11 protein-coding genes are annotated in these 14,949 nt (G+C 69.9%); 2 read left to right on the top strand and 9 right to left on the bottom strand.

What is annotated here, in order from left to right; all coding sequences use genetic code 11:
- Window positions 1-12: 12 nt before the first annotated feature.
- On the bottom strand, window positions 13-1,134 hold the full coding sequence (locus ABZ470_RS08710; protein WP_362910880.1) for an FAD-dependent monooxygenase: 1,122 nt from the start codon (window positions 1,132-1,134) through the stop codon (window positions 13-15).
- A 62-nt stretch (window positions 1,135-1,196) separates the two neighbouring features.
- Between ABZ470_RS08710 and ABZ470_RS08715 the strand changes: the two genes are divergently transcribed.
- The gene (locus ABZ470_RS08715; RefSeq protein WP_362910882.1) at window positions 1,197-1,649 is read left to right on the top strand and encodes a MarR family transcriptional regulator; all 453 of its coding nucleotides are present in this window, start codon (window positions 1,197-1,199) and stop codon (window positions 1,647-1,649) included.
- A gap of 13 nt (window positions 1,650-1,662) precedes the next feature.
- Here the strand turns inward: ABZ470_RS08715 and ABZ470_RS08720 are convergent, their stop codons facing one another.
- Entirely contained in the window at window positions 1,663-2,379 is a 717-nt protein-coding gene (locus ABZ470_RS08720) for a GntR family transcriptional regulator (protein WP_362910884.1), read from the bottom strand.
- Window positions 2,380-2,893: 514 nt separating this feature from the next.
- Between ABZ470_RS08720 and ABZ470_RS08725 the strand changes: the two genes are divergently transcribed.
- On the top strand, window positions 2,894-3,118 hold the full coding sequence (locus ABZ470_RS08725; RefSeq protein ID WP_362910886.1) for a hypothetical protein: 225 nt from the start codon (window positions 2,894-2,896) through the stop codon (window positions 3,116-3,118).
- Between the two features lie 361 nt (window positions 3,119-3,479).
- Here the strand turns inward: ABZ470_RS08725 and ABZ470_RS08730 are convergent, their stop codons facing one another.
- The 7 genes from ABZ470_RS08730 to ABZ470_RS08760 are packed head-to-tail and all read right to left on the bottom strand — an operon-like array spanning window position 3,480 to window position 14,904.
- Window positions 3,480-8,903, bottom strand: coding sequence for an amino acid adenylation domain-containing protein (locus ABZ470_RS08730; RefSeq protein WP_362910888.1), 5,424 nt, complete (start codon window positions 8,901-8,903; stop codon window positions 3,480-3,482).
- Entirely contained in the window at window positions 8,900-10,117 is a 1,218-nt protein-coding gene (locus tag ABZ470_RS08735) for a 2-oxo acid dehydrogenase subunit E2 (protein WP_362910890.1), read from the bottom strand. The genes ABZ470_RS08730 and ABZ470_RS08735 overlap by 4 nt, the downstream gene beginning before the upstream one ends.
- Window positions 10,110-11,084, bottom strand: coding sequence for a transketolase C-terminal domain-containing protein (locus tag ABZ470_RS08740; protein ID WP_352008513.1), 975 nt, complete (start codon window positions 11,082-11,084; stop codon window positions 10,110-10,112). The genes ABZ470_RS08735 and ABZ470_RS08740 overlap by 8 nt, the downstream gene beginning before the upstream one ends.
- Window positions 11,081-12,016: a thiamine pyrophosphate-dependent dehydrogenase E1 component subunit alpha gene (locus ABZ470_RS08745; RefSeq protein WP_362910892.1), complete on the bottom strand. Its 936-nt coding sequence runs from the start codon at window positions 12,014-12,016 to the stop codon at window positions 11,081-11,083. The genes ABZ470_RS08740 and ABZ470_RS08745 overlap by 4 nt, the downstream gene beginning before the upstream one ends.
- The gene (locus ABZ470_RS08750; protein ID WP_352008511.1) at window positions 12,009-12,239 is read right to left on the bottom strand and encodes a phosphopantetheine-binding protein; all 231 of its coding nucleotides are present in this window, start codon (window positions 12,237-12,239) and stop codon (window positions 12,009-12,011) included. The genes ABZ470_RS08745 and ABZ470_RS08750 overlap by 8 nt, the downstream gene beginning before the upstream one ends.
- Complete coding sequence (locus ABZ470_RS08755; protein WP_362910894.1) at window positions 12,218-13,459, bottom strand: condensation domain-containing protein; 1,242 nt, start codon at window positions 13,457-13,459, stop codon at window positions 12,218-12,220. Before ABZ470_RS08755 ends, ABZ470_RS08750 begins: the two co-directional genes overlap by 22 nt.
- A complete protein-coding gene (locus ABZ470_RS08760) occupies window positions 13,456-14,904 on the bottom strand; it encodes a class I adenylate-forming enzyme family protein (RefSeq protein WP_362910896.1) in 1,449 nt (482 codons plus the stop codon). The genes ABZ470_RS08755 and ABZ470_RS08760 overlap by 4 nt, the downstream gene beginning before the upstream one ends.
- Window positions 14,905-14,949 lie beyond the last annotated feature (45 nt).

Here is a 14,949-nt window from a genome sequence, read left to right on the forward strand (position 1 = left end):
GAAGCGGGTAGGTCATCCCGCCAGGGCCGTCAGGCGGTTGCTGAAGCGGGTGAGCATGGTGGTCTGGGAGGTCTCGGGGAACAGGCGGCCGACCGTCGGCGGGATGCGCCAGTTCGCGGGACTGCGCCTGGCAAGCCGGGAGACCAGCGAGACCTTCGGGTAGCGGGCCCGCTCGTAGGCGCGCAGCCGTACCGGAAGGTCTCCACCCTTGGCGAGTTCGCGGCCGAGCACCCACACGTCCTCAAGGGTCTGGTTGGCGCCCTGCCCCAGGGTCGGCGGCATGGTGTGGGCGGCGTCGCCGATCAGGGTGACGCGGCCCTGCCCCCAGACGGTCCGGACCTTGTTCCAGTGGTGGCCGAAGAACCCGAGGTCCTCCTCGCGCGCGGCGGCCAGCACCTCGGGAACGGGTGGGGCCCAGTGCCCGAAGCGACGCCTCAGCTCGGCCAGCGGTTCCGCGGGCCGTGGGTCGGAGGGCGACCAGCGCACGTCGAACCACCACTGCAGCAGCCCGTCGCCCCCGGGAATCAGCCCGCACGCCCCCTCCTTTCCGGTGATCATCAGGTGGAGGTTGGTGTGGGTGAGGTCGATGTCGATCGGGCTGAGCGCCTGCCAGGTGCCGAAGGTCGCCGTACGGACGACCTCCTCGCCCCAGAGCTGCCGCCGTACCGCCGAGTGATGGCCGTCGGCCCCGATGAGCAGGTCTCCGGTGGCGGTCGTGCCGTCGTCGAAGGTCACGGTGACCTTCTCGTCGTCCTGCGTCACGCTCCGAAAGCCCGTCCCGTAGCGGACGAGTCCCTCGGGCAGCCCTTCGGCGAGACGGTCCAGCAGGATGTTCCGGGAGACCGACTTGTTCTCGAACCCGAACCGGGCGGCAGTGTGAACCAGGTCCATGGTGGTGCGCAACCGGCCACCGGAGGTGAGCGCGTCGATCCTGTCGATGCGCCCTCCCACACCGTCCAGGCTGACACCGAGATCGTTCAGTACGGCGACGCCGTTGCTGAACATGGTCAATCCCGCCCCGCCCGTCCGCCTGGCGGCGGCCCGCTCGAAAACCCGCACCCGATGACCGGCGGCCAGCAGGTGACGCGCCACGGCCAGACCGCCCACGCCGGCACCAACGACAAGGATGTCCATATTTCCTCCAAATCGGAGTATCTCCGATATGAAGATATACCAAGCTGGAGTAGGTTGGCTGAGTGGCCCACAAACATCCGGAAGAGGACATCTACCGCGAGTTCCTGATCGCGGTCGTGCAGCACAACGAGGCGGTGGCCAACCGGCTCGGCCTGCAACCGGCCGACGTCGCCGCCGTCATCCTGCTGGAGATGCGCGGCCCCCTCGCCGTCGGGGCGATCGCCGAGGAGCTCGGGCTGCCGTCTGCCTCGACGACCCGGCTGATCGACCGCCTGGAGAAGGCGGGTTACGTACGGCGGGTGCGCGGCGAACGCGACCGCCGTACGGTCACCGTGGAGCTGCTCGAAGACGGACTGGGCGACTACGAGGCCACCCGCGACTCCGCGAGACGCCATCTGGACGCGATCGGCGCGCACTACACCCCGGAACAGATCCCCCTGCTGCTGGGCCTGCTGACCCACATAGGCCACGCCTACCGAACCGCCACCCGAGAACTCCGCCGGTCCTCGTCCTGACCCGGAGTGGCAATTACTTTCGGTCGCCCATGGAGACCGACTGACGGTAGGACAACTCGTAGAGGTGTCCCGGCTTGATGATCACGCTTACCTCCACCGGTCGCTCGTCGGCGGAGTACACCGTGCGGAACTGCCGGAGAACGGGAACCCCCTGCGGGATGTCGAGGGCCTCCGCCTCCTCGGTCGTCGGCGGACGAACCGACAGGCGGTCCACGAACTCACGCTCCGGGTAACCGAGGTCGTGCAGGGCCTGCGGCGCGCCTCCCCGGATTTTGCCCCGTCCCGCCAAAGGAGTCCCCGCAGCCAGGCTGACCGGGTAGTAGGACCAGGACAGCTCTACCGGCTCGTCCTGACGAAGTGTCAGCCGGCGCCGCAGCACGGCTCGTTCCTCACCGAGAGCGGCGGCGACATCGGCGGGTGCCGTGACCTCGGCGACGTCGAGCAGTTTGTATTTGACCCCTCGTTCGGCCGGGTCGAAGTACGCGGCGGCGTTCACCGTGAACTGGTGACGATCACGCACGAACACCCCCTTGCCCGTCTCACTGACGAGGTACCCCTCCGCCTTGAGGATGCGCCAGGCGGTCTGCACGGCGGTCGTCGAGACGCCACGCTTGGCGGCCAGCGCCGGAATGGACGGAAGCTGTGCACCGGGTGGAATCTGCCCGGCCATGATCTGGGCACGAAGGTCGGCGGCGATCCGCTCGGACTGGTCTCGGGTATCGGGCTTCACAGCTTCCCTCCGTTGGGATCTCTACAGGAGCGATGAGATCGGCATCGGCGCAAACGCCCTCGTCCGACAGATCAAGTCACGTCCCCTCATGAGGACGATGAGCTCATCCCCTCACTACGACGCGCATGCGTGCATCTGCGGCCGCCACACAGGTACTTCTCGCACCTTATCGACAAGGAGGCAATGTCTCCACTCTCGAATCTCCTTGTTGCCTTGACGTCAAGGACGTATCATCCTGGCAGGACGAAGGCATGATCCTCCCGACCAGGAAGCTCCCTATGTCCAGCTTTCATATGCCTGTCGAGATTCAGCGAGAACCAGAACTCCACCGAACAACAGCGCCCGGACGCAGCTCGCAGAAAGATCAGTCGCGAACGAACGCACCAGCCCGAGCACCCCCTTGCGGCCTCGAACAACTTGGCCACACCTGCGGGCATCGGCTCGCATCAAGAAGTCCTGTGAGGTCTCGCCTCAGGGACCGGGAAACCAGCACCCGACAACAAGGAGTACCGGCATGGAGAACATCAACGAGGAGCACGTGCCCCGCGTGTTCGCGCTGGTTCAGGAAGGCTGGGAGGGCGAACAGGCCGAGGTGGTGGCCTACGGGCTGACGTTGCCCTGTGGGCAGGCGGCGACCATCGGGGCCGACGGCCGTGGGCACGGGTTGTGGAACAGCGCGCAGAGCGCCGCCAGGCGGCTGCACTCCGACCTCGTCTGGTTCGGGGACGAGGGCGGGTGAGACGGGCGCGGCGGGGTGGGTGTCCCGGCAAGGGGGTCCGGGGAGAGCCTCACCCCGCCGTGCCTGTCTTCGCCCCGGTGCGGACGGAGCGGGGACGAGTGCGGGTACCCCACACCGCGTCGTCCTCGCCGTCCGCCGGGGCTTCTCCCCGCCGGGCGCTCGGCGGGGAGGACCCGTCGGCCGGTTCCCAGTGGGGAGGTACTTCCGCTGGGAACCGACCGGCGGGAGTCCGGTCAGCGACCCGGGTTCCCCGGCACGTGCTCAGAAGTCACGCACCGGAAGGTCGTGTACCGCAGCGGAACACGCCCGAACCCGGTCGAAATCATCAGAAGAGCAGGAAAGGCATCAGAAGAACAGAAGGTCACACTCCGGTTGGCTGCTTCTTGGTGGTGATGGGGACGACCTCGGCGAGCGACTCCTGGCGCCGCTGGACGGTCTGGAAACCGACCAGGTCGTCGGGGAGCGCGTCCGGCACCTCCTCGTCGAACCTGGCCAGTGTCTTGATCCGCAGTCCGGCCACCGCGATGGCGGCGATGGCGAAGGCGAACAGGACGTACATCAGGCCGACGCCGCGTCCCGGGCCGGTGCCGATCACGGCGCCGAAGGTGTCGGCGAGCGCGCCGCCCGGCATCATCAGCGGGTCGAAGATCGCGCTGCCGTACGGCGCGACCAGGCCGAAGCCGATGGGCAGCGTGGACCACGCGATGAGGGTGTTCAGCGCGATGACCCGGCCGTGGAAGCGCTGCGGCACCTTGACCTGGATGATCGTGGCGTAGACGCCGTTGAGCATGGTCAGCCAGAACGACATCCCGAAGACACCGATGGAGACGATGACGAGGTCGCGCTGGAAACCGACGACCAGGCAGAAGAGCGACAGGATGAGGGTGGAGAGCATCACGCCGCGCAGCCTCTGCCGCCTGGGGCCACCCCAGATCGTCATGGCCAGGCCCGCGATGAAGACGCCCAGGCCGCCGAAGAAGGAGACCCGGCCGACGTCCTCAAGGGTGGCGAAGCCCAGCACCAGCGGGGAGATGAGCAGGAACAGCGGGGACAGGAAGACGTTGAGGAAGGCGAAGAAGAACAGCATCGCGCGGAAGCCCTTGACGCCCCAGGAGAACTTCCAGCCCTCGACCATCTCGGCGAGGAGGGTCTCCCTGCGCTTCCAGGCCATGGTCTTGGGGAAGCGGACGAACAGCAGGACCCCGATGGCGAAGACGTAGGAGGCGACGTCGAGGGCGAGGATGCCCTCCAGGCCGATCACCGCCATCAGGCCGACGGCGACCAGCGGGACGATCAGCTGGGCGGTACCGGTGATCATCTGTACGACGCCGTTGGCGTGACCGAGGAAGCGCTTGGGGACCAGCTGTGGGATCGCCGAGTTGTAGGCGAGGCGTTGGAGGGTGAGCGCCACCGACAGCACCACGAGCAGCGGATATATCTGCCAGACGTCCAGATTGCCGGTCCACAGCAGCACGCCCATGATCAGCTGGGTGCTGAAGGCCCCGATGTCACCGGCGAGCATGATCTTTCGCCGGTCGTAGCGGTCGACGAGGGTGCCCGCGAGCGGGGCGACCAGCATGCCGGGCACCAGCGCCAGCACCGAGAACAGGGCGAACCTGACGAGTGAGCCGGTGTGGATGTAGATCCACAGCGGGATGGCGAACTCGGTCAGGGACGATCCGACGATCGAGATGAGCTGGCCCGCCGCCACCGCGGCGAAGCGCCGCATGCTCGGCTTCGGCCCGGTCCTCGGCCCGCTCTCCGGTACGGCCTGGCCGTCCGAGGCGGGAGCCGGGGCGCCCTCCGAGCGGTTGGAGACACCTTCGAGCCACCAGGTGGAGCGTGCCGTACGGCGCAGCTCCTCGGTCTCGCCGGAGGCGATGGCCTTGTGGGTGCCGGTGAGGATGACCGACAGTTCCTCGGCGCGGTACTTGAGGAAGAAGTGGCCCGCCTCGTCGAGCACGACCGCCGCGGTCGAGTCGGTCAGCAGGTGCCACTCGCGGAAGCGTTCCTGGTAGAACTCGGTCGCCGGGTCGCGTTCGCCCGCCACGGAGATGATCGGCGCCTTGAGCGGCTCGACCCCCTCCTCGAACAGGCGGGTGAAGTAGCGTTCGGCCTCCCTGGTGCCCTTGCGCCGGTTGTCGATGACCAGCTTGAGCTCCTCGCGGCCGAGGTCCTCGACGTCGAGACCGGCGGCCTGCAGGGCGTTGGCCCAGACCTGGTCGCTGCGGAGCTTGTCGGTCAGGTTCGCCATCCACGCCAGCGCCGACTGCGGCCTGGCGAAGGGGAAGACGCCACCGAGGTAGATGGCGTCGACCTGGCGGCCGGCCGCCTCAAGGCGCCTGGCGATCTCCACGGTCAGCATGACGCCGAGACCGCAGTGGCCGTAGAGCGTCAGCGGGCCCTTGACCCCCTTGAGGATCTCCTCGACACAGCCCTCGGCGACCTCGGCCACCGGCCGGGTCTCCTCGATCAGGCCCATCTCCTGGCCGGGTACCGCGACCGCGTGCAGCGCCCACTTCTTGGGCATCGCGTCGGCCAGCGGCTGGTAGATGGCCGCGCTGCCGCCGCCGTACGGCACGCAGACGAGGTTGGAGGTCGTGGCCCTGGCGGGGGTGAGGCGGTGCAGCAGCAGCCGGGGGCCGCTCTCGCCCGCCTCGACGACCTCGGCCAGTTCGCGCACGGTCCGGTACTTGAACAGGTCCAGGATGCTGACCTGGCGCCCGCCTGCGGGGAGAGCCTTCCGCAGGCGGGCCACCACCTGTGCGGCGAGCAGCGAATGTCCGCCCAGGTCGAAGAAGTCGTCCAGCACGCCGACCTGGACCAGGCCGAGCACCGCGGCCCACACCGAGGCGATCGCCTCTTCGATCGGTGTCGCCGGCGGGACGAAACCCGCCTCCTGATCGGGGCGTTCCTCGTCGGGTTCGGGCAGCCTGGCCCGGTCGACCTTGCCGTGCGACTTCAGCGGCAGCTCGTCCAGCCAGACGAAGCGTGCCGGGATCATGTATTCGGGGAGCCGCTCGCCGAGTGAGGCGCGCAGTTCGCCGACGGTCGTCTTCTCTCCCACGAGGTAGGCGACGAGACGGTCCTCGCGCAGGTCCACCACGGCGTGGGCGACACCGGGCTGGTCGGTGAGGACGGACTCGATCTCCGACAGTTCGACGCGGTAGCCGCGGACCTTGACCTGCAGGTCACGGCGGCCGAGGAAGCACAGGTCCCCCGAGGGCAGCCAGCGGCCCAGGTCGCCCGTCTTGTACATGCGGGCGCCGGGCTCGCCGTACGGGTCGGGCAGGAAACGGTCGGCGGTCAGGCCGGGCTGACCGAGGTAGCCGCGGGCGAGCCGGTCGCCGCCGAGGTAGATCTCACCGGTCATGCCGGGCGGGACGAGCCGCAGGTGCTCGTCGAGCACGTAGACCCTGGCGCCGGGCAGCGGCCTGCCGATGGGCAGGTTCAGCGCGCGTTCGGCCTCGTCGGTGACGGCGTGGGTGGAGATGCCGACCGTCGCCTCGGTCGGGCCGTAGTGGTTGACGACCCTGGTGTGCTCGGTCAGCTCGCGGGCCCAGCTCCACTTGGAGGCCTCGCCGCCGAGGACGAGCAGCTTGCGCGGCAGCAGCTCGGCGGGGTTCACGTCGGGATCGGCGAGCAGCGACGCGAGGTGGGAGGGGGTCATCTTGATGTAGTCGGTACGGCCGAGCTGCTCGGCCAGGTCCTCGACCGGCGCCTGCGGGTCGACCAGGTGCAGTTCGCCACCGGTCATCAGCGACAGGTAGAAGATCGTCACACCGAAGTCGAACGACAGCGACTGCAGCAGGGTGTAGACGCCCGCGGGCTCGACGGCGAAGCGTTCCCTGACCCCGGCCAGGTAGTTCAGCACCTGCCGGTGCTGCACGCCGACGCCCTTGGGGCGCCCGGTGGTGCCGGAGGTGTAGATGACGTAGGCCAGGTTGCCCGGGATGACACCGGGGTCGTCGAACGCGGTCTCCTCAAGCGCCTCGGCGTCGAGCAGGACGAGCCGGGGGCCGGAGACCAGGTCGGCCAGGTCCGTGGTGGTGATCACCACGGCGGCCCCGGAGTCCTCAAGCATGTAGGCGAGGCGGTCGCGGGGCTGCTTGGGGTCCAGGGGCACGTAGGCGCCGCCGGACTTCAGCACGCCGAGCAGGGCGGCGGCCACGTCCGCGGACTGGTCGAGCAGCACCCCGACCCTGCTGTCCGGGCCGATGCCGTGCCGGTTGCGCAGGAGCGCGGCGATCCGGCCGGAGCGCTCGTCGAGCTGGGCGTAGGTGTAGGTGTCGTCCTCGTGGGTCACCGCAGGGGCGTCGGGGGTGAGCCCGGCCTGCGCGGTGACGATCTCGTGGAGCAGGTCGTGACCGGTCGGCACGAGGTCGGTGCTCGACCCGAAGCCCAGGACGAGTTCCCGCTCCTGCTCCGACAGCAGCGACAGTTCGCCGACCCGGGTGTCGGGGGAGTCGACGATGGAGCTCAGCAGGGTGATGAAGCGGGAGCCGAGCAGTTCGACGGTCTCCGGGTCGAACAGCGCCGTGTTGTAGGTGAAGTTGCCGACCAGGCCGTCGGGGCTCTCGAAGAGGTAGAGGGCCAGGTCGTAGCGGGTGGTCCTGACGGGCATGGAGACGTAGGAGATACGCCCGTCCTCCTCGCCCGCCTTGTAGTTCTGCAGCGCGAAGGTGACCTGCACCAGGGGTGACCTGCTGACGTCGCGGACGACGTTGAGCTCGTTGACGAGCTGGTCGAACGGCAGTTCCTGGTGGGCGAAGGCGTCGAGCGCGGTCTCCTTGGTGCGGGCCAGGAAGTCGGTGAAGGCCGGGTCGTCGGCCAGGTCGGCGCGGAGCACCAGCGTGTTGACGAACATGCCGACGACGTCGTCCAGCTCGGGCAGGCCCCGCCCGGCGACCGGGGAGCCGACCGCGAAGTCCGTCTGCCCGGAGTAGCGCGCCAGCAGCACCTGGAAGGCCGCCATCAACGTCATGTACGGCGTCGCGCCGGAGGACTTGGCCAGTTCGGTCAGGCGCGCGGTGAGGTCGGCGTCGACGGCGAAGTCGAGGGAGGCGCCCTCGTAGCCCTGCTCGGCGGGGCGCGGCCGGTCGGTCGGCAGTTCGATGGCGGGCAGCCCGGCGAGCTTCTCGCGCCAGTGGTCGACCTCGCGGCGGTGGTCGCGTCCGCGCTGCCAGAGGGCGTAGTCGCCGTAGCCGACCTGGGCGGGCTTGAGGGTCTTGCCGTCGTGCAGGGCGAGCAGCTCACGGATGATGAGGTCCACGGACCAGCCGTCGACGACGGTGTGGTGGGCGGCCAGCAGCAGGACGTGGTCGTCGGGGGCGAGCCGTACCAGGAGGGTCCGCAGCAGCGGCCCGGTCTCCAGGTCGAACGGCGTCGCGACCTCGTCGTCGAGGAGTTCGACGGCGGCGTCCAGGTCGGCGGCCTCGGTGACGCGCAGTTCGGCGGGGCGGGGGCCGTCGACGACCAGTTCCGGCGTGCCGTCCTCGGTGGTGAGGAAGCGCATCCGTAGCGCCTCGTGGCGGACGACGATCTCGTCGAGGGCGCGGCGCAGCGCCTCCTCGTCGAGTTCGCCGCGCAGGCGCACCGCGACGGGAACGGTGTAGGTGGTGGTCCCCGGCCGGTACTGCTCAAGGAACCACAGGCGTTCCTGGGCGTGGGACAGGGGTGGGGTGACTGAGGGGTCCCGGGCCGTGATGGTCCGGGACTCCTCCCGGCGCCGGAGCCGCTGGGCGAGCAGTGCCCTTTTGGCGTCCGACAGCGTTGTCTCGGTCATTGCAGCTCCGTCCGGAGGGCGGCCAGGAAGTGTGCGGCGTCCCGGCCGTTGATCAGTCGGTGGTCGTAGGCGAGGCCGATGTTGGCGACGGTCCTCGTCGTCACCGCGCCGTCCTCCCCGAGGACGAGTTCCGGTTGTGGCGAGGTGATCGCGAGCGCACAGACCGTCCCCGGGAAGACAAGGGGGACCGCGAGGACGACGTCGGCGTCGGTGTGGAGGGTGACGGCGATGTTGGCGCCGGTGAGGTCCCTCTCCTTGAAGTCGCCTTCGGCCGCCGCCAGGCGGTAGCGCATCAGCGTGTCGGCGATCTCCTTGAGCGTCCCGGTCTCGCGGACCACCGGGACGTAGAGGCCCTCCCCCATGTCGAAGGTGACGCCGACGCGCGGGGCGTCGGAGAGCCTGGCGCCGTCGCCTTCCACCGCGGCGAAGAACAGCGGGAACTCGGGGTGCAGGGCGGCCACGGCCCGCACGAACAGTTCGGTGAGCCCGACCGGTCTGCGGACCTGCCTGCTGAGGTCCTTGGTGCGCTCCAGGGCGGGGCCGACGTCGAACTTCACGACGGTGTAGGCGGCCGGGATCGTGCTGTGCGAGGTGGTGACGGCCTTGGCGACGGCCCGTTGCACCCGGGAGAGGGTGTGCCGCGCGGCCTCGTCGAGCTCCTCGGGTACGACCTGCGGGGCGGGCGGCTCCTGGGTGAGGCCGGCGAGGCGTTCCACGTCGGCGCGGCGGATGACGCCGAGGCCGAGGGAGGCGATCTGCTCCGGGGTGATGCCGAGTTCGGCGATGAGGGCGCGGGCGGGGTCGGTGATGACGGGGTCGCGCGGCTCCGGGGCGTCGACGGGAGCGCTGCTGGGGACACTGACGGGAACGGCCGTCGAGGCGGCTGCCGGAACAGCCGCCGGGGCGACCGTGACAACCGCGGGGGCCGCCACGACAGGCGCCGGGACGGCGTCGGGAACGACCTCGGCGGGCGGGGCCTGGGGTTCCTCGGTGATCCTGGCCAGCAGCGTACCGGGGGTGACCCAGGTGTTGAGCGCGGCGCCGTGGTGCAGGTAGCCGGATTCCTCGGCCTCCAGCTCGTCGGCCGCCTTCGAGGTCTCCAGGACCACGACGGGCTCGCCGGCCCTGACCGGCTTGCCGTCCTCGACGAGCCACGCCACGACGAGGTACTCGCTGTCGTTGTTGTTGAGCTTGGGGACGCGGATGTCAGCCACGCAGGGCCTCTCGTACGGCGTGGTGGATCGTGGACTCCCCGGCCAGGACCTCGCTCTCCAGGTGGGCAGCGGTGGGGATGACGCTGTCCCGCGAGTGGACGAGGCGGACGGGGCCGCGCAGGCGGTCCCACACGCGCTCGTGCAGGAGGTGCGCGACCTCGCTGCCCCAGGTGCCGCCCGCCGTGCTCTCCTCGGCGACGAGGACGACGCCGCCCACGTACGGCAGCAGCGCCTCGACGTCCAGCGGGTAGAGGCGGGAGGGGACGAGCAGGCGGCAGGAGATCTCGTCCTGGAGCAGCAGGGTCCGCATCGCGGCCAGTGCCCGGTGCGCCATGCCGCCCGGTGCGATGATCACGCAGTCGGGTCTGCCGTCGGCCTCGGCGATGGCCAGTTCGCCGTCGCGGCGTACCGGGAACATCGGGTCGGTCTGGCCCATCTGCCGGGTGTAGAGAACCTTGTCCTCGAAGAACAGGCAGGGTTCGCCGCGTCCCAGCATCGAGGCGAGGGCCTCACGGTTGTCGTGGAAGGGCGACATCTCGTACAGCGACAGGCCGGGCATGCCGATGAAGTGCTTCTGCATGCTCTGGCTGTGCGTGGGGCCGTACCCCCTGCCGCCGCCGGTGGGGCAGCGCACGATCATCCGCAGTGGCAGGCGGCTGCCGTACATGGAGACCGACTTGCTGGCGAAGTTGCAGATCTGGTCGAAGGCGAGCGCGACGAAGTCACCGAACATGATCTCCGCGACGGCCGTGTTGCCGGTGAGGGCCAGGCCCGCGGCGACTCCGGTCAGGGCGCCCTCGCTGATCGGGGTGCCGATCACCCGTCCCGGGAAGCGCATCGAGAGACCCTTGGTGATCTTGAAGGCTCCGCCGTAGGGGTCGAGGACGTCCTCACCGATCACGTAGGCGGTGGGGTCGTCGTCGAGCAGCCCGTGCAGGGCCTCGTTGAGGTTCTCCCCGACTCTCACGACGTCCCCCGAGAAGACGACGCCTCCCAGCGGGAGGGCGGACGCGCGGCGATCTCCTCCGCGATGGCCTCCACCTGGGCCCTGACCGTTCCGTCGAGCCGGTGGAACTGGTCGGGGTGGTCGTTGGCGTAGCGGACGTACCAGTCGTTGTCCTTGGCCGCCTGCACGGCGTCTGCCGGGCGGATGTCGTCGCCCTTGCTGTGCGGGCCGAGCCGGTGGGTGGCGAACTCGACGATCAGGGGCCTGCCCGCCCGCACCGCGGCGACCGGCGCCTCAAGGGAGGCCCTGATCTCGTTGACGTCGGTGGAGACGACCAGGTGGTGGGTGATGCCGAAGGCCGCCGCCCTGCTCGCCACGCTTCCGGCCATCTGCGCCGTGGTCGGGGTGGACTGGGCGATGCCGTTGTTCTCCACGACGACCACCAGCGGCAGCCGCCAGAGGGCGGCGAGGTTCAGCGCCTCGTAGACGGCGCCCTCCCCCCAGGTGCCGTCGCCGATGTAGACGCAGGCGAGCGTGCCGGGTTCGGCGCGCTTGAGGTGCAGGGCGACGCCCGCGGCGACGGGCATGCTCTCGCCCTGGACGCCGGTGGACATGTAGCGGTCGCGGTGGATGTGCTGGCTGCCGCCGACTCCCCCGCAGACCGCGCCCTGCCTGCCCATGATCTCGGCGAGCAGGCCGTGCGGGTCGCGGAACCTGGCCAGGTAGTGGCCGTGGCCCCGGTGGTTGCTGAAGACGTGGTCGTGTTCGCCGAGCAGCGGGGTCAGCGAGACGGGGACGTACTCCTGCCCGAGGCAGGTGTGGGTCGTGCCGTTCAGGTCACCCTTGCCGTACAGCTCCAAGAGCTTCAGTTCGAAGTGCCTGACCAGGAGCAGCAGTTCCAGGTCGTCGTCGCCGAGGCGCGACAGCCTGAGCCGGTCGAGGGTCTCAGTCATCTCCGAGGGACTCCACGATCCCCGAGATGGTCGGGTTGTCGAAGAAGTCGTCAAGGGAGACCTCGACGTCGAGCCGCTTGCGCATCCGGGCGATGATCTGGGTGATGGTCAGCGAGTGGCCGCCCAGGTCGAAGATGTCGTCGTTTTCGTCGATCGGCGAGATGCCCAGGACTTCTTCCCAGATCTCGCGTACCTGGTCGGTCAGGGTGGTGACGGAACCCATCTCTTCTCCAGAGTGTCGTTCAGTAGCGTGTTGATCGTTTTTTCGGGGGCGGAGGTGGCGCGTTCCAGAAGAAGACGCAGGTCGTCGGCCACTTTTCGGGCGTCCGAAACCACCTCTGGGTCATAGCGAAGGCTGACCGTGAGCCCACCGGGGCCGTCGACGCACTGCAGGTGCAGCGCGCCTCTCACCGCGTGGTTGAAGACCGTCCACTCGGCCGAGGCGTCGAGACCGGTGAAGACCGGGTCGGCGTCGCGGCGGGTGCGGTAGCTGACGGAGACGGGAACCAGCGCGGCGTGCGGCCGGATGCGGGGCATCGCGCGGACCAGCGGAACCTGACGGAACCGGTAGACCTCGCGCAGCCCCGCGCGTAGTGCGGTCGCGAAGGACCCGAAGTCCTCCTCGACGGAGGGTTCCGAGGAGACAGGCAGTTCGTTGACGAACAGGCCGATGTGGCCCGCCGCCTCCTTCGGCCGGGTGGACAGGTCGACGGCGGTGGTCACCCGGTCGTTGCCGTATCCCCTGAGCAGGACGTGCAGGGCGGCCAGCAACGTCTCGAAGCGGGTCAGCCCGGGGACCGCCGAGGGGGCGGCGGTGAAGCTCAGCTCCCGCCCCTCGCCGGCGCGCCGGGAGCGCAGCGTCCGCCCGAGCAGCACGGTCTCGCCCTGTTCCCGCCAGCGGGACTTCCAGAAGTCCCGCGCCTCGGGCAGCAGGGCGGCGACCCGCTCCCGCTCCAGGGCGCCGTGGTCGAGGGACGCCAGCGGAGTGAGCGGTTCCCCGTTGTACAGGGCGGCCAGGTCACCGGCCAGCACGTCCTTGGAGTGGCCGTCGAAGACCAGGTGGTGGGCGACGAAGACGAGCACGTGACGGCCCGGTCCCGTCTCCAGGAGGGTGAACCTGGCCAGCGGCCCCTTCTCCAGGTCGAAGCCGCGCAGGATCTCCTCCCGTACCGCGGCCTCCACACCCTCGGTCACCCGCAGGCGGCGCACCGGGACGTCGGCGCCGGGGACGAGCCGCAGCCCGCCCTCGGCCTCGGCGGCCACCTGGCCGAGCATGGGGTGGCGTTCGACGAGCGCGGCGCACGCGGCGAGCAGCGCGTCCGCGTCGAGGTCGCCGTCCAGGCCGATCAGCAGCGGCATGTGGTAGGCGGTGCCCGCGCCGACGAGCTGCTCGGTCACCCACATCCCCTGCTGGGTGAACGTGACCTCGTGCCCGGCGTTCACGGCACCCGCTCCATGCTCGCGCGCAGGGCGCGCTTGTCGACCTTGCCGCCGTTGTTGCGCGGCAGGGCGTCGAGGGTGGTCACGTGCGCGGGCAGCTCGTGCGGGGCCAGCCTGTCCTTGAGGAAGACGCGCAGCTCCTCGGGGGCGAGCGGGACCTTGGTGGCCATCGCGACGGCGACGACGGTGCCGAGCACGGGGTGCGGCACGCCGAAGGCGGCGGCCTCGACCACGGCGGGGTGCTGGTAGACGGCCTCCTCGACGTGGATCGTGGAGACCTTGTAGGCGCCGGACTTCACGACGTCGCCCTCGCGGTCGACGAGATAGAGGTAGCCCTCGGCGTCGATACGGCCCAGGTCGCCCATCCGTACCCAGCCGTCGCGGAAGGTGGAGCTGTCCGGGTCGCCGTAGTAGGAACGCGGGGCGGCCGGGGAGCGCATCCACACCTCACCGGTCTCGCCCGGCGGCAGCGGGTGGCCCTCGGCGGTGGCGATCCTGACCCGGCCCCCGGCGATGGCGCGGCCGACGCTGCCCGGACGCTCGGGGTCGAACATCATGACCGTCTGCGCGGGGGCGGCCTCGGTCGAGGTGTAGTAGTTGGTGATCGTCGCGTTGGGGAAGGCGGCGGTGAGCGCCTCGGCGACGGCGGAGGGCAGCGGCGCGGCGGCCGAGCCGAGCAGCAGCACGCTGGACAGGTCGTGGCGGTCGCCGATCCCGGCGTTGAGCAGTTCGATGGCCATCGCGGGCACCAGGAAGACGGTGCCCGCCCGGTAGGACTCGATCAGCGTCGCGAAGCGGCCCGGGGTGAAGCGCGGCAGCGTCACCACGGCGGGGTGGGCGTCGAGGGCGTTGATCAGCATGGCCTGGCCGGCGTTCGTGCCGATCGGGAAGGCGTGCACCAGGTGGCGCGAGTGCGCGAAGGGGCGTCGCTTCGCGCCGCAGCCGTACGCCAGGTTGGCGTGGGTGGCCGAGACGCCCTTGGGACGGCCCGTCGTGCCGGAGGTGTAGAGGATCTGCGCGAGGTCTCCGGGCGCGGGATCGGCGATCTCATAGGACGTTTCCGCACGCAGCTCGTCCGGGGTCGCGCTCCAGCCGACTCCGGGCGCGTCGAGGCCCGCGGCGTGGACGGCGCCGCTCGCGCCGCAGTGCTCCAGCATGAAGCGCAGGTCGGCGGGGGCCAGGCGGTCGGAGAGCGGCACGGCGACCGCTCCGGCCGCGAGCACGCCGCAGAAGGCGGCCGCGTAGTCCGCCCAGTCCGCGTTCCCGAAGACGAGACCGACCCTGTCGCCCCTGCTCACACCCCGGGCTACCAGGCCGTTCGCGATCACGGTCGCCCTCTGGTGCCACTGGAGATAGGTGAGCGGCGCTGAGCCGTGCACGATCAACGCGACCCCGTCCGGGTCGCCTGCGGCCCGGTCTCTGAGCAACTGGGGAACGGTCAGGTTCACCAAGTGAACCTCCCACAAAAGATCGGATGTATGAACCCGGCACAT

This window comes from Streptosporangium sp. NPDC020072, assembly GCF_040631445.1.
In the GTDB taxonomy this organism is placed as follows: domain Bacteria; phylum Actinomycetota; class Actinomycetes; order Streptosporangiales; family Streptosporangiaceae; genus Streptosporangium.

Excerpts from the sequence above, each read along its gene's own strand:
- ABZ470_RS08710 (WP_362910880.1), bottom strand. The coding sequence starts at position 1,134 with ATGGACATCCTTGTCGTTGGTGCCGGCGTGGGCGGTCTGGCCGTGGCG.
- ABZ470_RS08725 (WP_362910886.1), top strand. The coding sequence starts at position 2,894 with ATGGAGAACATCAACGAGGAGCACGTGCCCCGCGTGTTCGCGCTGGTT.
- ABZ470_RS08730 (WP_362910888.1), bottom strand. The coding sequence starts at position 8,903 with ATGACCGAGACAACGCTGTCGGACGCCAAAAGGGCACTGCTCGCCCAG.
- ABZ470_RS08745 (WP_362910892.1), bottom strand. The coding sequence starts at position 12,016 with ATGACTGAGACCCTCGACCGGCTCAGGCTGTCGCGCCTCGGCGACGAC.
- ABZ470_RS08750 (WP_352008511.1), bottom strand. The coding sequence starts at position 12,239 with ATGGGTTCCGTCACCACCCTGACCGACCAGGTACGCGAGATCTGGGAA.